20 protein-coding genes are annotated in these 25,513 nt (G+C 64.3%); 11 read left to right on the top strand and 9 right to left on the bottom strand.

The annotated features are described in order from the left end of the window. Positions 1-276 precede the first annotated feature (276 nt). Entirely contained in the window at positions 277-1,638 is a 1,362-nt protein-coding gene (gene pcaB, locus A5906_RS00705; protein WP_080133392.1) for a 3-carboxy-cis,cis-muconate cycloisomerase, read from the top strand. Positions 1,639-1,751: 113 nt separating this feature from the next. After that, complete coding sequence (locus A5906_RS00700) at positions 1,752-3,008, top strand: aminopeptidase (protein WP_080133391.1); 1,257 nt, start codon at positions 1,752-1,754, stop codon at positions 3,006-3,008. 205 nt (positions 3,009-3,213) lie between these two features. On the opposite strand, the gene A5906_RS00695 is transcribed toward A5906_RS00700, so the two are convergent. After that, positions 3,214-3,801 carry a hypothetical protein gene (locus A5906_RS00695; RefSeq protein ID WP_245326540.1) on the bottom strand — a complete coding sequence of 196 codons (588 nt, stop codon included), beginning with the start codon at positions 3,799-3,801 and terminating at the stop codon, positions 3,214-3,216. Between the two features lie 207 nt (positions 3,802-4,008). Here A5906_RS00695 and A5906_RS00690 point away from each other — a divergent pair, with 207 nt between their 5' ends. Beyond that, complete coding sequence (locus A5906_RS00690) at positions 4,009-4,464, top strand: cupin domain-containing protein (RefSeq protein ID WP_080133390.1); 456 nt, start codon at positions 4,009-4,011, stop codon at positions 4,462-4,464. Between the two features lie 97 nt (positions 4,465-4,561). Here the strand turns inward: A5906_RS00690 and A5906_RS00685 are convergent, their stop codons facing one another. From A5906_RS00685 to A5906_RS00670, 4 genes are all read right to left on the bottom strand, one after another. Further along, on the bottom strand, positions 4,562-5,614 hold the full coding sequence (locus A5906_RS00685) for an amidohydrolase family protein (protein ID WP_080133389.1): 1,053 nt from the start codon (positions 5,612-5,614) through the stop codon (positions 4,562-4,564). A gap of 112 nt (positions 5,615-5,726) precedes the next feature. Further along, a complete protein-coding gene (locus tag A5906_RS00680) occupies positions 5,727-6,248 on the bottom strand; it encodes a hypothetical protein (protein ID WP_080133388.1) in 522 nt (173 codons plus the stop codon). Between the two features lie 74 nt (positions 6,249-6,322). Beyond that, positions 6,323-7,267, bottom strand: coding sequence for an EamA family transporter (locus tag A5906_RS00675; protein ID WP_080133387.1), 945 nt, complete (start codon positions 7,265-7,267; stop codon positions 6,323-6,325). A 70-nt stretch (positions 7,268-7,337) separates the two neighbouring features. Next, complete coding sequence (locus A5906_RS00670; protein ID WP_080133984.1) at positions 7,338-8,153, bottom strand: MBL fold metallo-hydrolase; 816 nt, start codon at positions 8,151-8,153, stop codon at positions 7,338-7,340. Between the two features lie 144 nt (positions 8,154-8,297). On the opposite strand from A5906_RS00670, the gene A5906_RS00665 reads away from it, so the two are divergent. Next, positions 8,298-9,464: an acyltransferase family protein gene (locus tag A5906_RS00665; RefSeq protein ID WP_080133386.1), complete on the top strand. Its 1,167-nt coding sequence runs from the start codon at positions 8,298-8,300 to the stop codon at positions 9,462-9,464. A 60-nt stretch (positions 9,465-9,524) separates the two neighbouring features. Here the strand turns inward: A5906_RS00665 and A5906_RS00660 are convergent, their stop codons facing one another. After that, positions 9,525-11,051 carry a permease gene (locus A5906_RS00660; RefSeq protein WP_080133385.1) on the bottom strand — a complete coding sequence of 509 codons (1,527 nt, stop codon included), beginning with the start codon at positions 11,049-11,051 and terminating at the stop codon, positions 9,525-9,527. Then, positions 11,048-11,797 carry an ABC transporter ATP-binding protein gene (locus tag A5906_RS00655; RefSeq protein ID WP_080133384.1) on the bottom strand — a complete coding sequence of 250 codons (750 nt, stop codon included), beginning with the start codon at positions 11,795-11,797 and terminating at the stop codon, positions 11,048-11,050. The genes A5906_RS00660 and A5906_RS00655 overlap by 4 nt, the downstream gene beginning before the upstream one ends. 274 nt (positions 11,798-12,071) lie before the next feature. Here A5906_RS00655 and A5906_RS00650 point away from each other — a divergent pair, with 274 nt between their 5' ends. From A5906_RS00650 to A5906_RS00625, 6 genes are all read left to right on the top strand, one after another. Beyond that, entirely contained in the window at positions 12,072-12,947 is an 876-nt protein-coding gene (locus A5906_RS00650) for a branched-chain amino acid ABC transporter permease (RefSeq protein WP_080133383.1), read from the top strand. 5 nt (positions 12,948-12,952) lie between these two features. After that, positions 12,953-14,104, top strand: coding sequence for a branched-chain amino acid ABC transporter permease (locus tag A5906_RS00645; RefSeq protein WP_080133382.1), 1,152 nt, complete (start codon positions 12,953-12,955; stop codon positions 14,102-14,104). Continuing rightward, positions 14,101-14,859: an ABC transporter ATP-binding protein gene (locus A5906_RS00640; RefSeq protein ID WP_080133381.1), complete on the top strand. Its 759-nt coding sequence runs from the start codon at positions 14,101-14,103 to the stop codon at positions 14,857-14,859. Before A5906_RS00645 ends, A5906_RS00640 begins: the two co-directional genes overlap by 4 nt. A 4-nt stretch (positions 14,860-14,863) precedes the next feature. Continuing rightward, positions 14,864-15,652, top strand: coding sequence for an ABC transporter ATP-binding protein (locus A5906_RS00635; RefSeq protein WP_080133380.1), 789 nt, complete (start codon positions 14,864-14,866; stop codon positions 15,650-15,652). Positions 15,653-15,746: 94 nt separating this feature from the next. Next, positions 15,747-17,585 carry an AMP-dependent synthetase/ligase gene (locus A5906_RS00630; RefSeq protein ID WP_080133379.1) on the top strand — a complete coding sequence of 613 codons (1,839 nt, stop codon included), beginning with the start codon at positions 15,747-15,749 and terminating at the stop codon, positions 17,583-17,585. 97 nt (positions 17,586-17,682) lie between these two features. After that, positions 17,683-18,882: an ABC transporter substrate-binding protein gene (locus tag A5906_RS00625; RefSeq protein ID WP_080133378.1), complete on the top strand. Its 1,200-nt coding sequence runs from the start codon at positions 17,683-17,685 to the stop codon at positions 18,880-18,882. A 168-nt stretch (positions 18,883-19,050) separates the two neighbouring features. On the opposite strand, the gene A5906_RS00620 is transcribed toward A5906_RS00625, so the two are convergent. Continuing rightward, the gene (locus A5906_RS00620; protein ID WP_080133377.1) at positions 19,051-20,163 is read right to left on the bottom strand and encodes a lysozyme inhibitor LprI family protein; all 1,113 of its coding nucleotides are present in this window, start codon (positions 20,161-20,163) and stop codon (positions 19,051-19,053) included. Between the two features lie 77 nt (positions 20,164-20,240). Further along, complete coding sequence (locus A5906_RS00615; RefSeq protein ID WP_080133376.1) at positions 20,241-20,972, bottom strand: transglutaminase-like cysteine peptidase; 732 nt, start codon at positions 20,970-20,972, stop codon at positions 20,241-20,243. Positions 20,973-21,593: 621 nt separating this feature from the next. On the opposite strand from A5906_RS00615, the gene A5906_RS00610 reads away from it, so the two are divergent. Continuing rightward, positions 21,594-25,513, top strand: a 3,920-nt coding sequence (locus tag A5906_RS00610; RefSeq protein ID WP_201723777.1) for a VCBS domain-containing protein, incomplete at its 3' end; no start/stop codon positions are given.

The raw sequence follows: 25,513 nt of genomic DNA, 5'->3' as shown, positions 1-25,513 counted from the left end.
AATAGAACCCGGGATGAGAATCGGGCCGTTTCGGTCAGACTGTCGCGGGCACCCATGGGTCGAGCGTCGATCGTAGCCCGAATGAGCGAAGCGACATCCGGGACGACTATCACGGTCATCCCCGCGCAACCTCAGGACGGCGGAGTTGTCAGCCGGACGCGCGGCGGCATGATCGTCGCATGCCGTCAACATCTGACGAACCTGGAATGTCCATTGCCGAACATTGCGACGTGCGTAAGCTACCCGCATACAGAACACAGCCACGAAGAAACGCTCATGCCCGCTTTTCACGCCTCGACCACCGTGCTCGATTCCATGCTGTTTCGGGACGCCTTCGGCACCCCAGCAATGCGCGAGGTGTTTTCCGACGTTGCGCTGGTCGGCCGCTATGCCGAGGTCGAGGTCGCACTGGCGAAGGCGGAAGCAGCATGCGGCGTGATCCCGCAGGACGCTGCCGATCAGATCGCGGCGCGGACCGATGTCGCCGCGCTCGACTTCGATCTGCTCAGGCAGGAGACCGACATCGTCGGCTATCCGATCCTCCCTCTGGTGCACCAGATGGTGAAGCAGTGTGGTGAAGCCGGCCGCTACGTGCATTGGGGCGCGACCACGCAGGACATCATGGATACCGCGGTGGTGCTGCAATTGCGCGCCGCGATCGAGATCGTCGAGCGGGACATCGCCGAGCTGCGCAGGATCCTCGCCGATCTCTCCAAGCGCTATCGCGACACACCGATGGCCGGCCGGACCCATCTGCAGCAGGCGCTGCCGGTCACCTTCGGCTACAAGACCGCGATCTGGCTCGCGATGTTCGACCGCCACGCCGAGCGCCTTGAGCAATTGAAGCCGCGCCTGCTGGTCGGTCAGTTCGCGGGCGCGGCCGGCACGCTGGCCTCGCTCGGCGACAAGGGGTTCGCGGTGCAGGAGGCGCTCTGCGCCGAGCTGAAGCTCGGCGTGCCCGCCTCGACTTGGCACGTCGCGCGCGACGGCCTTGCCGAGGCCGTGAACTTCCTCGCGCTCGTCACCGGCTCGCTCGGCAAGATCGGGCTCGACATCATGATCATGGCCTCGACCGAGTTCGCTGAGGTCTACGAGCCTTTCGTCAAGGGCCGCGGCGCCTCCTCGACCATGCCGCAGAAGCGAAACCCGATCTCTTCGGAGCTGATGCTCGCGGCGTCCAAGGCGGTGCGCCAGCACGCCGGCCTGATGCTGGACGCGATGGTGCAGGATTTCGAGCGCGCTACCGGCCCCTGGCACGCCGAATGGATGGCGATCCCCGAAAGCTTCGTGCTGACCGCCGGCGCGCTGCACCAGGCGAAGTTCGCGCTCGCCGGCCTGATCGTGGACGAAAGGAAGATGAACGACAATCTCGCCGTCAGCCGCGGCCTGATTGTGGCCGAAGCGGTCATGATGGGGCTCGCGCCGCAGATCGGGCGGCAGGAGGCGCATGACGTGGTTTATGACGCCTGCCGCGAGGCCAACGACAAGGGGATCAGCCTTGCCGATGCGCTGTCCGCAGATTCACGGATATCGAGCCGCATCGACCGTGCCACGATCGAGGCACTCACCTCACCGAAAAATTACCTGGGGCTTGCGCCCGCCATGGTCGATCGGGTGCTGAAATCCTCAACGCGCTGAAAACCAAGATGCGTGAAACTGCGTATCTTTCCTGTGTCGCAAGGCGCTCGCATACTTGTGTCCTGCGATGCTAGACTTAGATTGAACGAGAGACTTTCGGCAGAGGACCCGGCATGACCGATCAACGCATCACCGCCACTCCCATCGATCCCGCGAAACTCGACCGGCTGGCCGAGGTGGCGGTGAAGGTGGGCCTGGGCTTGCGGCCGGGACAGGATCTGCTTTTGACGGCGCCGGCGATCGCGCTGCCGCTGGTGCGCCGGATCGCCGTGCATGCCTACAAGGCCGGCGCCGGCATCGTCACGCCGATCCTGTCGGACGAGGAGATGACGCTGGCGCGCTACCGCCACGGTCACGACAACAGTTTCGATCGCGCCGCGAACTGGCTCTACGAGGGCATGGCCAAGGCCTTCTCGGACAACACCGCGCGGCTCGCCATCGTCGGCGACAATCCGATGCTGCTGTCGGGCGAGGATCCTTCCAAGGTCGCACGCGCCAGCAAGGCGAATTCGATGGCCTATCAGCCGGCGCTGGAAAAGATCGTCAATTTCGACACCAACTGGAACATCATCGCCTATCCGAGCCCGTCCTGGGCCAAGCAGGTCTTCCCCAATGATCCCGAGGAGATCGCGGTCGGCAAGCTCGCGGACGCGATCTTCGCCGCCTCTCGCGTCGACCGCGAGGATGCGATGGCCAACTGGGCGAGCCACAATGCGGTGCTGCGCGAGCGCACCAACTGGCTCAACGGCCAGCGTTTTCGCGCGCTGCAATATTCGGGACCCGGCACCGACCTCACCATCGGGCTTGCCGACGGCCATGAATGGGAAGGCGGCGCCTCGCTGTCCAAGAACGGCATCAGCTGCAACGCCAACATCCCGACCGAAGAGGTTTTCACCACGCCGCATTGCCGGCGCGTCTATGGCCATGTCGTGAGTTCGAAGCCGCTGTCCTACCAGGGCACGCTGATCGACAACATCGCAGTGCGCTTCGAGGACGGCAAGATCGTCGACGCCAAGGCCTCGCGCGGCGCGGAGGTGCTCAACAAGGTGCTCGACACCGACGAGGGCGCCCGCCGGCTCGGTGAGGTGGCGCTGGTGCCGCATTCCTCGCCGATCTCGCAGAGCGGATTGTTGTTCTACAACACGCTGTTCGACGAGAACGCCGCCTCGCATATCGCACTCGGCCAGTGCTATTCGAAGTGCTTCGTCAACGGCGCCCAGCTCACGCCGCAGCAGATCGCCGCGCAAGGCGGCAATCAGAGCCTGATCCATATCGACTGGATGATCGGCTCGGCCGAGACCGACATCGATGGCATCCTCGCCGACGGCAGCAAGGTCCCGGTGTTCCGCAGGGGCGAGTGGGCGAAGTAACACGCTTCACCTCTCCCGTAGAGGCACGGCTATGGCATCTGGAAGCGGCTTCCCCTGCGGCCATCCGTCGAGACGCCCGCTTTAGGGGCTCCTCAGGATGAGGACGGAGTCTGCGGCGGTCGTTTCAACGGCACCGATAGCCTCATCCTGAGGAGACCGCTGGAAGCGGTCGTCTCGAAGGACGAGGCGCGCGCGCAGGCCGTCCTCACGCCGCCGCGTTGCGCAGCAACGGGCTGTTGTCGATGCTGAAACGGTTGAACAGCGTCGTGAACGGGCTGCCGTCGGTGGCTCGCACAATGGCGTCGGAGGCGGCGACCGCCTCGTAGAGAGCGCCGATGGGATCGTCCGGCTCGGGCAGGGCGAGGCTCTTGCGGATATCCTCGCGGGCCTCGTTGACCTCGTCCTCATTCTCAAGGGTCGCCTCCAGCGCATCCGCCGCGCGCCGCATCTCGGAGAGGTCGCCGCCGGCAGAAAATTTGAGGATATCGAGCCAGTAGGGGCGGGCGACGACGAGCTGGACGAATGCCTCGAAGCTTTCCGCGATGATTCCTGCGCGCCCCTCCGATGAGACGTAGAGCACGTCCTGCGATGGCAGCAGCACGAATGCGCCGCCGGCGCCGTCGCCGCCGACCTGCCGGGGGCTTTCGATGCCGTCAATGGTGAACCAGGGTTCTTCGTCCGGGGCGAAGGAGATGTCGAAGCCGCCAAGCCGGGCGACCACGTCGCCTCTGGCTGTCAAAACCTCCGGGCTAAGCGGCATCGGCACGGCTCCTTTCAGGTCGCGTTCGCGCATTTTGTCGCACCCCGCAAAAGATGGGTTCATGTCCGCGAAATTACAGGGAAATCCCGGCGTTAGCGGCTTCGCACCTGCAACTTGCGGCTGATTGTCGGGGCCTGCGTAAGAAAGAATTAAAAACCGGCTACTAGCGTTCCGACATCTTTCGAAACAATCCGGGCCGAGACCCGGCCATACATATTATTATATCTCCTGGGGACATGGATGTCGCGCGCATTGATTGAAACCGGTAATTGCAATGTCGAGCTTGAGCTGCGGCCGATCGAGCCGTCCTGGATCATCGAAGGCAATCCGGTGTCGCGCTCGCGCGTCCTGTCGACCAGCGCCGACGGCACCGCACAGACCATCATCTGGCACTGCACCGAAGGCCGCTTCAACTGGTATTACGACATCGACGAGACGATCATGATCATGGAAGGATCGATCGTGCTCGAGAGCGAAGGCATGCCACCGAAGCGCTATGGCCCCGGCGACGTCATCTTCTTCCGCGACGGCGCGCATGCCAGATGGCATGTCGAAGGCCATGTCAAGAAGATCGCCTTCTGCCGCAAGACCAATCCCGTGATGATCGGTTTCCTGATCCGCGTCGTCAACAAGCTCAAGAAGACGCTCGCCTTCAGCGGCGAGCGCCGTCCGGCCTCGCTGATGGGTGCCGGCTAGTCCGTTCCAGGTTTCAAGGACGCTTCCCAGCGGCCACGACGAAGAGGGGGCGGGATCAATATCCCGGCCCCTCTTTCTCGTCGTGACGCAGATCCTGTTACGACGGCAAATCGAGCCGGTAGAATTCGGTCGCGGTCCGCGAGAACAGTGCCGTCTTCTCGGCCTCGCTCAAGGGCGCGGCGATGCGCTTGAAAGCGTTGAAGATCACCTGGTAGCTGCACTGGCCCTTGTCCGGTGGAAAATTGCTCTCGAACATCGCGCGTTTTGGGCCGAACGCCTCGATACAGGTCTCGACATAGGGCCGCCAGGCCGCGGCGAGCTCCTCGGATGACGGCGGCTTCTCACGCAGGTGGAAGTCGTAGCCGAGCAGGCACATCGCGAGCCCGCCGAGCTTCACCACCACGTTCTCGCATGTCGCGATCTCCCGGATCGAGGCGCGCCATTGCGGAAACACTTCTTCGCGCCGTCCGGCGAAGCGGCCGACGCCCGCCGGCCCGCCGCAATGGTCGAGCACGATCCTGGTGTCGGGAAAGGCGCGGGCAAGCTCGGTCAGCTCCCCGATCTGCGGATGAAACAGCCAAGCGTCGAAGCTGAGGTTCAGCGGGGCGAGATGGGCAAAGCCCTTGCGGAAGGCCTGGTCCTGCAACAATCCCTTCGGCCTGTTCGCATACATGCCGGCGACGATCGGATCTTGGTCCCAGGCCGAGGAATGCCGGATGCCGCGGAAACGGCCATTGCCCGCGGCGATCTCGGCTTCCAGCACCGGCTTTGCGGCGTCTCCGAGCAGCAGATTGGCGTGGCTGACGATGCCGGCGCAGATCGCGGTCTTGCCGTAAGCGCCGCTCGCGCTCATCGCCGCGACGCCGTTGGCGAATTCGACTTCGCCGACCGGGCGGAATGCCTCGGGTCCGTGCGCGCGATACATCGAGCGGCAGTCGACATAGACGGTGGCGATGACGTTGTGGCCGGAAGCGATGTCGGCGGCCATCTCCTCGATCAGATAGCGGTGCCCGCGATTCCAGAGATGGTGGTGAGGATCGACGATCGGCCGCGAGGGATCGATGACCTCCTCCTGATGCAGCGCAAGCCAGTCCTCGCGCGGCTCGACGAATAGCCCGCTCGTATTGGCGGGCAGACCGCTTGTAGCCATCGGCGTTCGCTCCCTTTGTAGTGTTATGGTGGGAGCCTAGCAGTTCGTCCTTGCATGCAGCAGCGCGCGGCGCGCAACCGCGCCCTTCGTCCTGAGCGCGGCGACGCGGTCGTCAGACCTTCCGCCGCTTGGCCATCACATCCACAACCAACCGCCAATCGCTTGCCGCGGCAGGCTTGACCTCGCCGAGCCAATGGAAGGAATGGTCAGTGATCTCGGTGAAGCTCCAGCGCGTCTGGTCGCCTGCGTCAGTCGTGCCTTCCTGCACGATGTCGTCGCCGCGCGGACGGCCGATCTGCTGGCGGAACACGCCGCGGCCGGGATCGAACCAGGAAATCCGCCACGCGGATATGGCGGGGTCATAGACCCGCAGCGTCGTGCCGTACCAATTGCCGGCGATCGGAAAGGCCGGCGCGCCCGAAGGCCGGGGAATGATCCAGACGTCCTGCACGGCGCGCCCCTCCAGCACCCAGCCGAAATGGATCTCGCCGGGCGCGACGTGTTTCGTTCGATCAGGGCCGTGGGCCGTGATCTCGGCGTCCCAATCGCCGACGAAGCGGCCGTAAAGCCGAAGCGCCGCGGCGTGCTCCGGGTTCGGTCCATCGGCGTGTAACAATCGTGCAAAGTCGGTCATGATTATCTCCCGTCGCGGCGAGATCAGCACGACCGGACCGCAGAGGGCTTGGAGAAAATTGCCGTTGGCGATCGTCAGGTCTTGCGCGGGGACAGACGCGCCATGCTCCGGTCGTCCTTCTCGTTCGTCGGCCTGTTCGCGGCGTGTTCCGCCCGCCAGATGATTATGACGGAGATGATGACGAGGCCCGCGCCGAGCAGCATCATGCGTGAGAACGGCTCGCCGAGAACGATAGTTCCGAGCAGCACCGCGATCACCGGGTTGACGAACGTGTAGGTCGATACCAGCGAGGTCGGGACGTTCTCCAACAGCCAATTGTAGGCGACGAATCCGATCACGCTGCCCGCAACGATCAGCCAGAGCACCGCTGCAAGCGAAATTGGCGAGACGTCACGCGGCCTGAAGTTTTCGACCTCGCCCGTCAGCCAGCTGATCGCGAACAAAACGGCGCCGCCGATCGAAAGCTGCATACCCGACAGCAGGATGGCGGACGTCTCGCTCGACATGCGTCGGGACAGGACGGTCCCGGCGGACCATGACAAGGCCGCAAGCAACAGCCAGACGACGGGAAGAATGCTGATGCCGGCCTGCTCGACATTTTGCCAGGCGACGAGCCCGACGCCGAAGAAACCCGGCACCAGCGCGAGAAGGGCAAGCGGCCTGGGCCGCTGATCGCCGGGGAACAAGGTATCGATCAGCAGGATCCAGAACGGGATCGTGGCGAGCACGATGGCGGCCACGCCCGAAGGAACCGATTGCTGCGCGAAGGCGAGCACGCCGTGGCAACCGACAAAGAAGAGCAACCCGCACAGACACGCCGTTGCCCATGTCCGCATCGACACGTCCGCTACCTGCCGGCCGCTCATCGCCAGCAACACGGTGCCGCCACAGAACGAGCGCAGCGCCATCAGCAGAAAGGGCTGGATCGATTTCAGGCCCAAGGTGATGGCGAAGTAGGTGGAACCCCATAGCAGATAGATGGCGGCGAACGCGCCGATGACCAGGAACCTTCTACGCATGATTGCTCCGATCGAGGACGATCTCGAAGCAACCAAGTCGGTGAATGTTGATGCGTTCCGGCTTCGCGCCTCAGACGCCGTCGAGGATGATCACCGTCGGCACCGACGGCAGCGTGTCCCGCGACATCCGAAGGGAACGCTCGGTGCGCCGGTCGATCTCGAACTGCTGGCCGATCCGGCGCATGAAGTCGTCGAGCGGCGTGGCGAAGCGATGCATCGGCAGCACCACGGAAGCACGCAGCCGTCTCGTGATCTCGGAGATGCCGTCGAGCGACATGGTGTAGGTGCCGTCGATCGGTACCATCACGATGTCGAGCCGCCCGATCTGGGCGAAATGGCTGTCGTCGAGCTTGTGGTGGAGGTGGCCGAGATGGCCGATGCAGAGGCCGGCGACCTCGAAGATGAAGATCGAATTGCCGTCGCGGATCATGTCGGTGCCGGCATCGTCGCCGAAATAGCGGCGGATGTCGGTGGTGACGTTGCGGATGAAGGTGTCACCGATGCGCTCGGAGACAATGGCCGGCTTGCCGTCCTCGCCCCAGCCATGCAGCACACGCGGAATGCGCTTGTCCGGATACAAAGAATAGTGCGTGCTGTGCGCCCGGTTCATGGTGACGACGTCGGGCAGCCGCCCGACCTGATAGGCGCCGCTATAGTCGGTGGCGATGCGCAGGCCGCCGGGCGTGTCGATGAAATAGGTGGAGTGGCCCGCATAGGTGATCTCGACCTCCGGGGAGGCCGCCGCCTGCCTGAAGGCGACGGGGAGGGCGCGCGGCGCCGCATTTGCCATCGCCAGGCATTCGCTGCGCTGGGGTATCTGCTGGGCGAGGGCGGCTGCCAGCAGCCAGCCGAGGAACGCCAAAGCCGTCAGCAATAGCCGAGACATCACCAGTCCGCCCGCATCCACCCGATCCGGCCAGTGTAGCTTCGAATCGTTCCGACGTCATGCCGATGTCGCGACCGTTTGCTGCGTTAAGTATGGAGTCAACTTCTGCTTGTTCCGGCGAGGGGCCTCGCCTACCCGTTTTCGATGGCCCGGGCTGAAAACACCACCCGATATCATGCGCTCGACAGTTGGCGTGGCATTTGCGCCTGCATGGTCGCGCTGTTTCATTTCGACGTGATCAGCCATCTGTCCTTTCTGCCGCTGACCAGACACGCCTATCTTTTCGTCGATTTCTTCTTCGTGTTGAGCGGCTTTGTCATCGCGTCGAACTATCGGGCGCGTCTCGCCGAGGGGTTCGGCGCGGGCCGCTTCCTCGCCCTGCGGCTTGGGCGGATCTACCCGCTGCATCTCGTGACGTTGCTGCTGTTCATTCCCATCGATGCCGCGAAGGACGGCATTGGCCCGAACCTGCTGCAGGCCGTCGTCACCAACGTCCTTCTCCTGCAAGGCCTCGGCGTCAATCCGCAGAACTGGCTGAACTTCGCGAGCTGGAGCATCAGCGCCGAGTTCGCCGCCTATGTGACCTTCGCCGCGGTCGTAAGCAGGATCGGGCCGACACTATGGCCCTGGCTGCTCCCGATCATTGCCGGGCCAATCGTGCTCGCCACCATCAGCCCGGACGGGATGAACGCGACCTACGACTATGGCCTCGTGCGCTGCCTTTATGGTTTTGCGCTCGGCGTTGTCTGCTTCGATTTGCGAGAGCGCTTTCCGGTGTTGCGCGCACGCGTGGCGCCGTCCGGCGAGACATGGCTCGAGACAGCGAGTTTGCTGCTCGTCGTGTTCTATGTTTCGGTCGCAGGAAGCAGCGTCATCCTTCAGGTCGCCTCGCCGCTGGTGTTCTCGCTGGTCGTTCTGGTGTTCGCGCGTGAGGCCGGCGCGGTCAGCCGTCGGCTGACCGTGCCGTCCATGCTCCTGATCGGGACGCTGACCTATTCGATCTACATGCTGCATCCGCTCGTCAGGGCCGTTGTGCGCGCGATCCTCATGGTCGTCGAAAGCCTCGGGCATATGGAGCTGTTCGTCTCCTATGCCCTGAGCGCGGACCACCAACCGACGAAGGTGGTCTCAATGAATGGATCGCTCTGGCTGGGTGATCTCCTGCAAATTGCGATGTTGCTGCTGACCGTGCTGCTGTCGGTCGCGACATATCGCTTCGTGGAGGAGCCGGGGCGCAACTGGGTCAGGCGTCTGACGGATCGGCGGAAGCCCAGCGCGGTACGGAGCGCACAACCGGCCTTCGACACCTGACGCGGCCTTGGCCATCGCGGGGGACCGGTACCCCTTCACTCCCGCCTCTAGTCGCGCCTTCTAGTCGCGCCTTGGGCTGAACTTCCAGGTGAGGGCGACGAGGCCCGCGGTGATCAGGCCGCTGATCAGGCCCGCCAGCGGCATGGCGAGCAGCAGGGCCGCACTCGCGGCCCAGCCGATCGAGGAGAAGGCTTCGGCAAAGGTCGCAAGCCGCGACGAGGTCTGGCGGCGGCGGAACTGGCTGCGTCGGGCCTGGACCCGGAACCAGAGCTGGATTGCGGTCGCGGAGGCCGCACTGACGATGATCGCTCCCGCACTCACCGCGGCCTGGAACGGCGAGGCGAGGGCGAGCGCGGCGACCAGCGGGCCGAAGATCACGGCGATCGCGATCAGCACCACCTCGATCTTGGCGCGGATGACGCTGGACGGCGTCAGCGGCGCGGTCGCAACCAGGTCGGGGGCGTCCTCGCCGGAGATCGTCAGCCAGGCGAGCCCGCCGGCGAGCTGTCCGGCCGCCATGACGATGACGGGCGTGATGAGTGTCAGCGCCGCGGAGCTTTGGGCAAAATTGCGCCAGAGCAGCAGCGCTGGCGGCACCAGATAGAGCAGCTGCATCAGGGTCTGCGAGATCAGCCAGGGATCGCGCCAGAGCAGGGAGAATTCCTTGCGCCGCAGCGCCTGCTGCCGCGATCCGCCGCGGAAGGCGCGCTGTTTCGCGCTGCGGCGGCCGGACCTGCCGTAGGCGGCCGCATCGATCGCGGTGTCGGCAAAGCGGCCCGAGAAGATGGCCATGACGCTTCCGAGCAGCACGAGCGCAAGCCCCAGAAGCGGCAGCAGCGCCCCGCTGTCGCCCATGGCGGCGCGTGCCGGCCACCACCAGATGCTATCGATCTCGGGGGCGTGCGCGGCCAGGCTGCCGGAGGTCAGGATGGTGAAGCGCGACAGCGTGCCATAGGACATGATCGCCGCGACCTGCAGCGCGATCACGAAGCCGGCGCCGATGATGGCGGCGACGACTTGCGCCACGAGCCGCGTCCGCGCCGGGCCGATCAGTCGAAACAGCAGGATGGTGACGGCGATTGCGATCGCCGCGGCCGACACGCCCATGGCGATGACGACGCCGAAGGCCGCAAGCCATCGCGGCCCGCCGCCGATCACCAGCACGTCGATGAACGGCGTCGAGAACAGCAGCGCCATCGCGGTGACGGTGAGCGCGATCGCGGCGATGCGGACCGAGAACAGGTTGGCCAGCGTCGCGGGCGAGGACATGATCAGGTCGAGATCGGCGCGGGCGTAGAACACCCGCGTCACCGATTCGATCGCCTGCGACAGCATCAAGGTCCAGGCCAGAAAGATCGTCGCCGTGATCACGATCAGCGAGGATTTGTCGAGCGGCAGCTGCAGATCGGCGAAGCGGCCGATCACCGCCCAGGCCGGCACGTGCAGGAGCGCGGCGAAGAACAGCAGGCCGATGACGGCGGCGCGCGCCCGCGTGCGCCTTCCGCCGGTCATCATGGCGAACCATTCCCGCCAGGCGAGCCTGAGCTCGTGGCGGGCGAACCAGGACAGTGCGGTCGCCGAGCTCATGCGGCTTCCTGCAGCGTCACCAGCGCGATGAAGAGATCTTCCAGGCTGGTGTCGGCGTGGCCGTTCTGCTGGCGCAATTCGGTGAGCGTTCCTTGCGCGACCAGCCGCCCCGACGCGATCACGCCGATGCGGTCGGCCATGCGTTCGGCGACCTCGAGGATGTGCGTGGTCATGATGACGGTGCAGCCGGCGCGGACGCGCTCGCCGAGCAGGCCTTTCACATGGCGCGCGGAGACGGCATCGAGCCCCGTCAGCGGCTCGTCGAGAATGATGAGGCGGGGATCGTGCACCAGCGCCCCGGCCAGCGCCACCTTCTGGCGCATGCCCTTGGAAAAGCCCTCGCAGCGTTCGTGCCGGTGCGGTTCGAGCCCGAGCGAGCTGAGCAGCGCCTCGGCGACCGGCTCCGAGATCGACGGCGCGATGCCCCAGAGGCCGGCGACGAATTCGAGATATTCGAGCGGGGTCAGCTTGTCGTAGATCATGGGCTCGTCGGAGACCCAAGCCATCACCTGCTTGGCGGCGACGGGATTGGTCAGCGCATCGATGCCGAAGATCGAGACCGCGCCGGCATCGGGCCTGAGCAGGCCTGCAACCATGCGCAAAGTGGTGGTCTTGCCGGCCCCGTTGGGGCCGACCAGGGCATAGAATTCGCCGGCGTGAATGGTGAGATCGAGGCTGTCGACCGCCAACCGGTCAAAACGCTTCGTTAACCCTCGGACTTCCAGTGCCGAGCTGTCCGGCTTCATGACGCCACACCATCCGGTTTTGCATTGCCCGCGACCATGACCCGAAGATGTTTCGGCAGGGTGAATCGCATTACCGCAAATTCCGGCATGCGGGTTGGACTAAAGGCAAGTCATCTTAACAAGTCACCGTTTGTTGACAGCGCGCAGGCGTTCAGGCTGAATTGGCGCCGGGACAAATGGAGCTAACGCGGCGAAACGACTGCGTAGCGACTGGACACAAGATGCGGCGAGGCGGCCAAAAGATCCGCCCGTTGCATCGGGAGGAAGCGCGGCGATGCTGGATTTCGTTCAGCAGCTGGTCAGCGGTGTTGCGCTCGGCTGCGTCTACGGCCTGATCGCGCTCGGCTTCGTGCTCGTCTACAAGGCCACCGAGGTCGTCAATTTCGCCCAGGGCGACCTGATGATGCTGGGCGGCTTCTTTGCCTTCACCTTCATCGGCATGATGGGCCTGAACTACTGGATCGGCTTTGCCGGTGCGGTGGCCGCCATGGCGCTGTTCGGCATGCTGGCCGAGCGCGTGGTGGTGCGGCCGATCCTCGGCTACCCGCAATTCTCCATCATCATGGCCACGATCGGCCTCGGCTATTTCCTGCGCTCGATCGCCGGCATGATCTGGGGCACGGACGACCTTAAGATCGAGACGCCGTTCAGCCAGGGCGTGCTGCGGATTGGCGCGCTGGTCCTCGCCTACGACAAGCTGTCGGTGATCGCGGCGACGATGATCCTGTGCGCGCTGCTCTATCTCTTCTTCAACAAGACCACGCTCGGCACCGCGATGCGCGCCAGCTCCGAGAACATGCTGGCGGCCTATTACATGGGCATTCCGGTCAAGCGCGTGGTGTCGATCGTCTGGGCGATCAGCGCGGCGGTGGCGACCTGCGCCGGCGTGCTGCTGGCGCCGATCACCTTCATCCATTCCAATGTCGGCCTCGTGCTCGGTCTCAAGGCCTTCCCGGCCGCCGTGCTCGGCGGCTTCGGCTCGATCCCGGGCGCCGTGGTCGGCGGCGTTCTGATCGGCGTGATCGAGAGCATGGCAGGGTTTTACCTGCCCGAGGGCTGGAAGGACGTCGCGCCCTATATCGTCCTGCTCACCGTGCTGCTCTTGAAGCCCGAAGGCCTGTTCGGCCTTCACGTCCGCAAGAAGGTCTGAACGTCATGCGCTTCCTGTTCAAGACCGACTACGAGGACGACATCAAGCTGTTTCCACATTCGGGCTACGTTGTCTCTTACGGCATCCTGATCGCGCTGCTGCTGGTCGCGCCCTATTTGCTCTCCAGCTACCTGATGAGCCAGCTCGTCTTCGTCTGCATCTATGCGACCGTCGGCGTGGCATTGCTGATCCTGACCGGCTTCACCGGGCAGGCCTCGCTCGGGCATGCGGCATTCCTCGCGATCGGGGCCTATACCGCGGCCTATTTGCAGAAGTACAACGTGCCGTTCCCGGTCTACTTCCTCGCCGCCGGCGTCTTGACCGGCATCATCGGTGCGATGGTCGGCTTTCCTGCGCTACGCCTCACCGGAATCTACCTCGTCATCGCCACCATCTCCTTTGCCCTGATCGTCGAGGAGATACTGGCGCGGTGGGAGAGCGTCACCCACGGCAACGAGGGCATGCGGGTCAAGACGCTGTCGCTGCTCGGCGTCACCGTGCCGCGTGACAGCCCGACCTTCTATTACCTGTGCCTTGCCGTGCTGGTCCTGACCATCGTCGGCACGCTCAATCTGCTGCGTTCGCCGACGGGGCGCGCCTTCGTTGCGATCCGCGACAGCGAGACCGCGGCGCGCAGCATGGGCATCAATGTCGCGCTCTACAAGGTCAAGTCCTTTGCGATCTCGGCGGCGATCACCGGCTTCGCCGGCGTGCTGTTCGCGCACAAGCTCTCCTTCATCTCGCCGGAGATGTTCACGCTGCAGCTCTCGATCGAATTCATCATCGTGATCCTGATCGGCGGCACCTTCAGCCTGCACGGCGCGGTGCTGGGGGCGATCTTCATCGTGATGATCGATCCGTTCCTCACCTACCTCAAGGACGACATGCCCGGCATCATCGCCGGCATCGCCGCGACCTTCGGGGCGAGCTCGGCGACGGCGGGCAACATCCAGTCGAAGGTTGCGGCCTTCGCCTCGCTCAATGGCCTGAAGGGCGCCATCTACGGCATCATCATCGTGCTGTTCGTGCTGTTCGAGCCCCTCGGGCTCTACGGCCGCTGGCTGAAGATCAAGCTCTTCTTCCAGCTGTTCCCGCTCTACAAGCGCGCCACCTTCAAGCGGCAGAAGATCTACGTGAAGTCGGAGCGCAACCGATGAGCTATTTCCGCGCCGAGAACCTGTCGCTGCATTTCGGAGGCCTCAAGGCGGTCGATGCGGTGTCGTTCGCGGTGGAGAAGGGCGAGATCCTCTCGATCATCGGGCCGAATGGCGCTGGCAAGAGCTCGATCTTCAACCTGATCTCGCGCATTTACCGGCCGACCTCGGGGCGCATCTTCTTCGAGGACCAGGACATCACCGAGCAGCCGCCCTACGACATCGCAAAGCTCGGCATCGCCCGCACCTTCCAGAACATCGAGCTGTTCGAGAACGCGACCGTGCTGTCGAATTTGCTGGTCGGCCGCCACCGGCATTCGACCACCCAGCTCTGGCAGGAGCTCTTGTTCCTGCCGAGCGTGCGCGCCAACGAGAAGGTGCACCGCCGCCGGGTCGAGCAGGTGATCGAGTTCCTCGACCTCGAGCCCTATCGCGACAAGCTGATCTCGGGCCTGCCCTACGGGGTGCGCAAGGTGATCGAGCTGGCGCGCGCGCTGTGCTCGGAGCCGAAACTGATCCTGCTCGACGAGCCGTCCTCCGGCCTCAACGTCGAGGAGACCGACGACATGTCATTCTGGATTCGCGACATGAAGAGCGAGCTCGGCGTCACCGTGCTGATGGTCGAGCACGACATGTCGCTGGTGAACCGCGTCTCCGACCGCGTCATCGCGCTGAACTACGGAAGGGTGCTCGCCACGGGCTCGCCTGCCGAGGTGCAGCAGCACCCCGACGTCGTCGCCGCGTATCTCGGAGCCTGAGGCGATGGTCGCAGCCGTTTCGCCCGACATCATCTTGAAACTCTCCAACGTCGAGAGCTATTACGGGCCGATCATGGCGATCCGCGGCATCTCGCTGGAGGTGCCGCGCGGCCGCATCGTCACCCTGCTGGGTGCCAACGGCGCCGGCAAGACCACGGTGCTGAAGACCATCTCCGGCATCCTCGATCCGCAGAAGGGCGCGATCGAGTTCATGGGCAAGTCGATTCAGCGCATGGAGGCCGACCGGATCGTGCGGCTCGGCCTCAGCCACGTGCCAGAGGGGCGCGAGGTGTTCCCGTTCCTCTCGGTGCGCGAGAACCTGATGATGGGCGCCTATCCGCGCAAGGACCGCGACGGCGTTGCGGAGGATCTGGAGCGCGTCTACGGCTATTTCCCTCGCCTGAAGGAGCGCATCAACCAGCCGGCCGGCCAGCTCTCCGGCGGCGAGCAGCAGATGCTCGCGATCGGGCGCGCGCTGATGAACCGGCCGACGCTGCTCTTGCTCGACGAGCCCTCGCTCGGCCTGTCGCCGCTGCTGGTGAAGGAGATCTTCACCATCATCCGCCGGGTCAACGAGGAGCAGGGCATGTCGATCCTGCTGGTCGAGCAGAACGCCAAGGTGGCGCTGGAGACCGCCCATTACGGCTATGTGCTCGAGATCGGCCGCATCGTGATGAACGACAGCTGCGACCGCTTGATGCATTCCCAGGACATCCAGGAGTTTTACCTTGGCGCCAAGGAAGCGGGCGCTAGAGGCGAACGGCGCTGGAAAAAGAAGAAGACTTGGCGTTAGAAGAAAATTTGGCGTTAGATGGGTTACCCCTCCAGCGCACAGACCGCCGGCAAGGCAGGCAGCGGAGGGGGAAGGCGACAAGGAGGAGACGTGCATGGCCCGACCGGCGGTGCTGACGGTCGCTGATACGATCGCAAAGAGCTTCTTGCGCGCCGCGGAGACGCGGGGCGATCGGCCGGCGATCCGCGAGAAGAAGTTCGGCATCTGGCAGCCGACCAGTTGGCGCGAATGGCTCGCAATCTCGAAGGAGATCGCCTACGCGCTTCGCGCCATCGGCTTCATGCCCGGCGACGTCGCCTCCATCATCGCCAACGCCGTGCCCGAATGGGTCTATGCCGACATGGGCATCCTGTGCGCCGGCGGTGTCTCCAGTGGGATCTATCCGACCGATTCGTCGTCCCAGGTCGAGTATCTCGTCAACGATTCCGCGACGAAGGTGATCTTCGCCGAGGACGAGGAGCAGCTCGACAAGATCCTCACCTGCCGCGCGCGCTGCCCGTCCCTGCAGAAGGTCATCGTGTTCGACATGGAGGGGCTCGGCGGATTCTCCGACGACATGGTGATGTCGTTTGAGGAGTTCCGCGCGCTCGGGCGCAACCACATGATCGGCCGCGAGGCGCTGTGGCAGGAGATGATCGACAGCCGCGGTGCGGGCGATCTCGCGGTGCTCGTCTACACCTCGGGAACGACGGGCCCGCCCAAGGGCGCGATGCACGCCAACCGCAGCGTCACGCACCAGATGCGGCACGCCAACGACTTCATCCCGGCGCGCGAGGACGAGGACCGGCTGATCTTCCTGCCGCTCTGCCATGTGGCCGAGCGCATCGGCGGCTATTACATCTCGGTTGCGCTCGGCTCGGTGATGAATTTCGCCGAAAGTCCGGAGACCGTACCGGACAATCTGCGCGAGGTGCAGCCGACCGTCTTCCTCGCGGTGCCCCGGATCTGGGAAAAATTCTATTCCGCCATCACCATCGCGCTGAAGGATGCGACGCCGCTGCAGCAATGGGTCTATCGCCGCGCCATCGACATCGGCTATCGCATGGTCGATTGCCGGCTCGAGGGCAGGGCGCCGCCGCTGTCGCTGCGCATCGCCAACCGCTTCGCCTACCGGTTAGCGTTCCGCAACATCCGCCGCATGATCGGCCTCGACCGCTGCCGCATCGCCTTCACGGGCGCTGCACCCATCGCGCCGGAGCTGATCCGGTGGTATCTCGCGCTCGGCATCGACATGCACGAGGTCTACGGCCAGACCGAAAATTGCGGCGTCGCCACCATGATGCCGGCCGAGCGCATCAAGCTCGGCTCGGTTGGCACCGCGGTGTCCTGGGGCGAGGTCGCGCTGTCGCCCGACGGCGAGATCCTGATCAGGGGCGACTTCCTGTTCATGGGCTACCTCAACCAGCCAGAGAAGACCGCGGAGACGATCGATCAGCGCGGCTGGCTTCACACCGGCGATGTCGGCACCATCGACAATGAAGGCTTCGTCCGCATCACCGACCGGATGAAGGACATCATCATCACATCCGGCGGCAAGAATATCACCCCGTCCGAGATCGAGAACCAGCTCAAATTCTCGCCCTACATCTCCGATGCCGTCGTGATCGGCGACAAGCGGCCGTATCTCACCTGCCTCGTGATGATCGACCAGGAGAATGTCGAGAAGTTCGCCCAGGACCACGACATTCCGTTCACCAATTACGCCAGCCTGTGCCGGGCGACCGAGATCCAGGACCTGATCTGGCGCGAGATCGAGGGCGTCAACGCCAATTTCGCCCGCGTCGAGACCATCAAGCGGTTCTATCTGATCGAACGCCAGCTCACGCCGGAGGATGAGGAGCTGACGCCGACCATGAAGCTGAAGCGCAGCTTCGTGAACAAGCGCTATGCCGCCGAGATCGACGCGATGTATCGCGAGCGCGCGGTCGCCTGAATCGCGCGTGCCCGAAAGGAGGCATGCGCAGACGAGAAGCGAAGGAGCGATGGCCCCGCCCTTCGTGCAACATGGGCCTTATGGAGAGGAGACGTCGATGTCGAAATCGTTCAGCGCGTTCGGCCTTGCTGTGAGCGCCGTGATGCTCACGCATCTGCCGGCCGCAGCGCAGACCAAGGTTACCAATGAAGGCATCTCGGCAACCGAGATCGTCCTCGGCACCCATCAGGACCTGTCGGGTCCGATCAAGGGCTGGGGCGTGCCGGTCTCCAACGGCATGAAGATGGCGGTCGAGGAGATCAACGCCGCCGGCGGTATCAACGGCCGCAAGATCCGGCTCGTGGTCGAAGACAGCGGCTACGATCCGAAGAAGGCCGTGCTGGCGTCCCAGAAGCTGATCGAGCGCGACAAGATCTTCGCGATGGTGGGGCCGATGGGATCGCCCACGGTGCTCGCCGCGCAGGATATCCTGCTCGATGCCGGCGTGCTGCAGCTCTTCCCGCTGACGGCGGCCGAGTTCACCTTCAAGTTCGACCCGGCCAAGCCGCAGGAGCGGCTGAAGTTCAACAACCTCTTGCCCTATGTCGAAAGCACGCGGGCAGCGCTGAAATACATGATGGAATGGAAGAACTTCAAGAAGCCCTGCATCATGCACCAGGACGACGAGTACGGTAAGAACGTGCTCGACGGCTTCAACCAGCAGCTCACCGTCATGAAGGTGCAGCCGGCCTCGATCACGAGCTACAAGCGCGGCGCTTCCGATTTCAGCGCGCAGATCGCCAAAATGAAGTCCGACGGCTGCGATCTCGTCGTGCTCGGCGCGGTGCTGCGTGAGCCCATCGGCGCCATGACCGAGGCCAAGAAGCTCGGCTGGGACGTCACCTTCCTCGGCGCGACGCCCGTCAACGTGATGGAAGTGCCCATGCTCGGCAAGGACGCGGTCGAAGGCCTCTATTCGGCATCGGGCTTCGAGATCCCGTATGAGGACACCGCGAAAGGCAAGGTCAAGGACTGGCTCGTCAACTACAAGAAGATGTTCAACACCGACGCCAACACCCAGGCCATCATCGGCTACAACGCGGTGATGACGTTTGCATTCTACGCGAACAAGGCGGGCAAGGATCTCACGGGACAGAAGATGCTGGATGCGCTCGAATCGGGCGAGAAATTCCTCGACATCTTCAACTCGCCGCCGACCAAGTTCTCCAAGACCGACCACCTCGCCAACACCATCACCCAGGTGCAGCAGGTCAAGGGCGGCCGCTGGGTTCTGGTCAAGGACAATCTGATGTTTTGATCTCTCCGCCGCGATGACCCTGCACCCTCTCCCCTTGCGGGAGAGGGTGCTTGGCGAGAGCGAAGCCGGGTGAGGGGTCTCCATCCTCACGAACAGTCTTGCGTGTGGGGGAACCCGTCATCCGGCGCTTCGCGCCACCTTCTCCCGCAGGGAGAAGGAAGACGAGCCCTAAGATCCTCCGGCCGCGTTACCCGAATTCACGGGCGCCAGTTCGTCCTCCCGGCAACGCCAGCCATCGGCGGCTTTCACGAAAGCAAAAGTTCGCTGGATCCTCAGCCGGCGCGTGACGTTGAAGGCCTCGCCGGAACGCTCTTTGCTGCCGGCGCCCGGTTGCGGACGCCCCGTTCGCGGGTCCCAGCAGGTGCCGGTGCAGCTGGAGGCAACCTTGCTGCAGGTGGTGAAGGGCGCCAGCACCACCATCTCGATCTCGCCCGTGACCTGCGCCTCCTGGTCGGTCACCTGGCTATCGACGGCGTAGACGCGGTTGATGCGGAGGAAGTTGCCGCACGAATTGGCGGCGTGGATCCGCGCGGCGCAGAAATCGACGGCGTCGGTGTCGGGCGAGTGGGCCGCGATCTGACGACCGAACACCCTTTTCGGATCGCCTTTGGCGGCACGGATCTCCTCGGTCTTGCGCGTGAGGTACTCGGCGAGACAATCTTCCGCAGATTCGAGCTCTTGCAGCGGCACGTTCTCCTTGCCGACCAGATTGCACTTGCGGTCGCGCTCTCGCGTCCACCTCCCGTATTCGGCGAAGGCAAAGCGCGCAGCGGTCGGGTCCAGCTTGCCGATCAGGCCGAGCACCTGGCCATTGAGCTCCGTTTCGGCGAGCGCCAGCGCCGGGTCCGCGCAGATCACCGCGCCCGCGGCGGTGTTGGCGGCCAGACAGTCGAAATCAGGATCGCGCAGGATCGCTGCGCGTTCCTCGGTCACCTTGAGCAGGCACGCCTTCACCCGGTCGAACTCGTCGGCGCGGATCGCGGTCTGGCCGACGATGCCGCAACCGAGATTGCGCTGGCGGGCCCAGATCGCGTTCTCCTCGATGGCGGGCAGCCGATCGGGCAGGCGGGCGAGCCGGGCCTCGATTGCTGTGCTCAGCTTCTCGGCGGCGGCGGCAAGCCCGGCGTCACCGCAGAACAATTGATTGCCGGGGTCGCGAATCCGCTGGCAATTGTTCTTCGCGAACAACGGCAGGCTATCAGCGACGGCGCGGTCGGTTTGCGCGGACGCGGGTGCCGCGAGCGCCGTTAGCGCAAGCACAATCAGCACGATGAACCGCATTCCAGTCGCCCCCGCATGGAAGGCGCCATGCTAGCGGTTCGGATCGCGCGGTGGAATGGGTTTGTGGTGCGTGAGGATCAATGCGCCTCGGCGGATGCCATCGACAGCCGCGCCGGCTCGTCGACATATTTCATCACGGCCGACTGGTAGAGCACGAACAGCGGCTGGTAGCTGCGTGCCGCGTCGTCCTCGACCATCGCCATGCGGCGGTTGTCCAGCATCAGCCAGCGGCCGTCGAGCTTTGCTGCGGCAATTGCGTGGTCTTCGCCGGCCCTGACGTCACGCACCACGACGATGCGGAGGTCTTCGGCGGCGACGCCGGCAAGCCGCAGCGCGGCCATCTTGGCGATGGCATAATCCTCGCAATCGCCAGCGCCGCGCGCGAAGGTCGCAAGCGGCGAGCTCCAGACGTCGTCGCTGCCGTCATGGGCGGCGTGGATGGCAAGATTGATGGCGCGGTTGGTCTCGCCCAATCGCGCGCGGCCGTCGCGGATGCGGGCCTGGTCGACGATGGCGAGCAGCTTGAGGGCCGCGGGCGAGGCGCAATTGTCGCGGTCGCCGTCGCACAGCGCGAGCTGCACCATGTCGTCGTCGAGCCTGGACTTCAGCGCGGACCATTTCTGCTGGAGGTTGCCGGACGAGATGGCGAAGGCAAACACACCGAACGGCTCGGCGGATTTACGCACGAGCGCACCGGCGCCCGGCGACAGCAGCGTGCCGGCGCGAAGCTCGGCGGCCGACCCGAACAGGACCAGTCCGCACAGGACAAGGATTGCGCGCCAGGCGCGCGAGCGAGCAGCGGTCTCCATCTGACATCCCCTTCCGGCTTCGCCTTGGTCTGCATCGACCTCGACGTGCCGGGCTTTGTTGCTTTCGCGGAGATAGTGCGAGACGGGCCGTTTTGTTCAGCTTAACGCGGCCGGCTGGGGGCCCAAAACCGTGGGACAGGCTGAAACAAGCCCGCCCAAATTGCGTAAAATTTTACGAATCGGGAGCTAGGAGGTATCCCGCGGCGGCGAAAAGGAATCGATTGCAATCTTTGGTTGTGATGGCGCCGATTCTCTGTCGTATGGCTAACGAGCCCGCGATTTCACGGGGTCTGTTAGTTAGGTCACAGATTTAGCTCCGTATTTGCCGCAGGATGCCGCGGGGAACCCCGCTGAAAAGATGACGTAAGTGTCCGCTGTCCGATCTATACGGATGGTTACTTGGGATGATTGGAAATGTTCGCAAAAAAGCCAAGTTCGACTTCAGAATACTGCAAGTATTACTTCGTCTTCTTGCAGGAAGCGCGGTTTCCCGAGCGTCTCTAGAGCCAAGTGATGCGAAATCACACAAGCAATAGATGGTTTCGCTAAGGACTTGGTAATGCTAAGCAAGCTTAGCCGGTCCATACTTACATAATTATTAACCCCTTTTACGGTGCCCCGTTGAACTACGCTGGCAAATTTGACGCCGCGATTCCCTTCCACGGCGAGGGTTCCCACTCGTCCGGCTATGTCGATTCCTTTACCGCCAAGGCGCACGGCCACGTGCCCGACGGGGCTGTCGTTGTTCCCGACCCGAACCTGATCTTCAACGGCGAATTCAAGCGGGCAGGTCTCGACCTCGTGCTGTCCCATGACGGGCGCGATTTCGTCGTTCACGATTATTTCAGGGGCGACAAGCGGGCCGCACTCGCCTCGTCCGATGGCGCCCACCTCACCGGCGAAGTTGTCAACGCGCTGACGGGGCACGTCCAGGTTGCTCAGGCCGCGCCGGGCAATGCTGCGGCCCAGGTCATCGGTCACGTCACCAAGCTCTCCGGCAGCGCGACCGCGATCCGGAATGGCGTTTCGGTCATTCTCAACAATGGCGACAACGTCGAGAAGGGCGACGTGGTCTCGACCGGCGCGGATTCGACGATTGGCATCACCTTCATCGACGGCACCGTGTTCGGCCTGTCCTCCAATGCGCGGATGGTGCTGAACGAGATGGTCTACGACCCCAATGGGTCGAACAATTCCTCGCTGCTGAGCCTGGTTGCGGGCACCATCACCTTCGTCGCCGGCGAGACCGCCAAGCACGGCGACATGAAGATCGACACGCCGGTCGCCACCATGGGCATCCGTGGCACCGCGGTGCTGACCCAGATCAATTTCGTCGTTCCCGCCGGCGGCGGCGACCCGCAGCCGCAGGCGAGCTTCCAGGTGCTGGTCGAGCCGAACGGCACGACGGGCTCCTACATCCTGTTCGACAAGGTCACGCTGCTGCCGATCGCGACGGTCAACCAGGCCGGCCAGATGATCCAGATCAGCGGCGGCAACGTCTCGATCACGAACGCGCTGATGTCGCCGGACGTTCAGAAGCTGATCACGGACGTGTTCACGCTGAAGTTCACCGACAACAACACCAACACCAAGCTGACCACGAACTTCACCGATACGATCACGCAGACCGGCAACATTGTCGTGATCAAGACGGACACCGGCGCCACCGCGACCGCGACCTTCACGAACGTCAATCAGCCGCAGCAGCAGGGGCCGGGCCATTCCCCGTCGACCAGCAACCGCATTCCTGGCGCGCCGGATTCGCGCAGCCTCGACCTCAACGGCAATGTGACGACGGCGTTCGCGCTGACCGAGCGCGCGGACACGACCGGCGACACCACGCATTCCGATACGATCTCCGGCCGGATCACCTTCGTCGACCAGAACCTGGGCGACCTGCCGACGGTGAGCGTGAGCCTCGGCGACGCCCCGAACTACGTCTACAAGAATGCCGGCCAGCAGGACGTCACCGGCTCCCTCAGCGCGCTGCAGAAGCAGGACATCGCGGCGACGCAGGTCCAGATCAGCGTCGCCGCCGACGGCGGCAACAACAACAACGGCTCCGCGGTCTGGACCTACACGGTCCCCGATCACGTCTTCGACTTTCTCGCGGCCGGCGAAACGTTGACGCTGACCTACATGGTCCGCGTCAACAACAATTTCGCGGTCAACGCTGAATCCACCCTCATCCCGATCACCATCACGATCACGGGCACCAACGACAAGCCGGTGATCACCACCAGCGTTCCGACCATCACCTTCGAAGGCGGCACCAGCGTGCCGGGCGGTCCGCTCATCAGCCACGTGCCGACCTCGGGCACGCTGAACTTCACCGATGTGGATCTGACGGACACGCACACGGTATCCGTCGCGCTGACGAGCGCGAGCCTGCCTGACGGCAGCACGGTTCCGCCGGGCCCGCTCGCCGCCTTCCAGAGCGCGATGTCGGTGGCGATCGCGTCGGGCGCCGACAGCACCGGCGACGGCACCGGCACCATCAACTGGTCGCTGGCCGATCTTCCGGTCTATCTCGCCGACTTCATTCCCGCCGGCGAAGTGCTGACGCTGACCTACACCGTGACGGTCAGGGACGCGCAAGGCGCGACCGCGCAACAGACCATCACCGTCACGATCACCGGTACTGACGCGCCCGCCGTGGTGTGGATCGCGACCGAGAAGCCCGGCGCTCCGTCCGGTGGCTTCTGGAAGGACGCCGCGAACTGGGCAACCGGCACGGTTCCGACCATCAATGACGACGTCATTGTCATCACCGACCAGCTGCACGGCCTGACGCCATCCTATCCGGCGACGATCGATGCGGCTGCCTTTGCCAAGTCGGTGACGATGAACGATTTCGGCGGCCCGCCGCCGAAGCTGCTCAATCTGAGCTCGCTGACGATATCGGGCGCGCTCAACATGAGCGCCGACTCGATCCTCACCAACGCCGCGACCGGCACGATGTCGGTCGGCGGCAAGACCGAGATCCTGGGCACCAGCGTGCTCACCAATGCCGGCTATCTGAAGCTGGCCGGCGGCGGCGATTTCGCTGCTGGCACCACGATCACCAATTCCGGGACGCTCGAGCTGTTCGGCGGCACGCTGACGACGCTGGCCGGAATCCACAATGCCGGCGGCACGCTGAAGGCCGACGCCGGCACGACGCTGATCGTCGGCGGCACGACTGTGGACGGTGGCACGGTCACCATTCTCGGCACGCTGGAGCTCGACGGCGTCAGCCTGGTCGAGTACGGCACGCTGAACAATTCCGGCACGGTCAACGTCAAGGGCACCGCCGAGTTCGCCCACGAGACCGTTTCCAACACGTCGAGCGGCACGATCAAGGTGCTGGCGAATGGCTGGCTGACCATCGACCAGGGCTCCGACGTCACCAACGCGGGCCACATCACCGTCGATGCCGGCGGCAAGCTGGTCGTCCACAACGCGACGATCGCCGGGGCGGGCGTTGTTATCGGCACTGGCAACGGCGAGGGCGAAGGCGGCCCCATTTTCGGTCTCAACGGCGCCGGCACAATCACTGGCAACGGCGAGATCGACCTCACCGGCGGTGCCGTCCTGGGCGGCGGCATCCTGAACAACAATGCCGTCTTCAAGGTCAGCGGTGCCGGCAATGCGCTGAGCGACGAGACCATCATCAATGCCGGCACCATCGAGGTGCTGGCCAACGGCGCGCTGGCGATCGATCAGGGCTCGACGGTCGACAACTCGACCGGCAATGTCATCGTCGACGGTAACGCCGCGCTGACGCTTGCCGACGCCACGATCAGCGGCGGCGCCATCAACGGCGCCGGCACGATCGATGTCACCGGCGCCGGCAGGATCGACGGCGGGGCGACACTGAACACTGGCGCCGTCACGGTCGAGAGCGGCATCACGCTGACGTTCGGCGACGCCACCGTTGCGGGCACCGCGATTGCCAATCACGGCACTGTCAAGGTCGATGCAAGCAAGCAACTGACGCTGAACGGTGCGGGTCTGACCGGCGGCGCATTCACCGTCCAGGGCACGCTGGATTCGTCGGGCGCAACCACGATCACCGACGCGTCCATTACCAACAACGGCCTGATCGAGGCGCTTGGCGGCCTGCTGACGCTGACCACCCTGACCTCGGCCAGCATCGCCAATGCGGGTACGCTTCAGGCCAATGGCGGCGAACTCGACATCGACCACGAGGCCGTCACCAACACCGGCACGCTGGCCGCGATCAACGGCAGCACGCTGAAGCTGATCTCGACGACGGTGACCAACGGCACCGGCGCGGTTTCGGTCGCTTCCAGTTCGACGCTCGATCTCGTCGGTGCAGTCATCGACGGCGGGACGGTGACGATCGTGGGGACGCTGGAATCGACCGGCATCAGCGCGATCAACAATGCCGACATCACCAATACCGGCACGATCACCGTCACCGGCGGCATGCTGACGATCGATCCGGCGACGCCGCACAGCATTACCAATCACGCGCTGATCCAGGTGAGCGGCGGCGAACTCGACGTGACCAGCGACCTGATCGTGAACACCGCCGA

The organism is Bradyrhizobium sacchari (assembly GCF_002068095.1).
Classification (GTDB): domain Bacteria; phylum Pseudomonadota; class Alphaproteobacteria; order Rhizobiales; family Xanthobacteraceae; genus Bradyrhizobium; species Bradyrhizobium sacchari.
The sequence above is the reverse complement of the archived record's forward strand: the minus strand, read 5'-3'. Positions and strand labels throughout refer to the sequence as shown.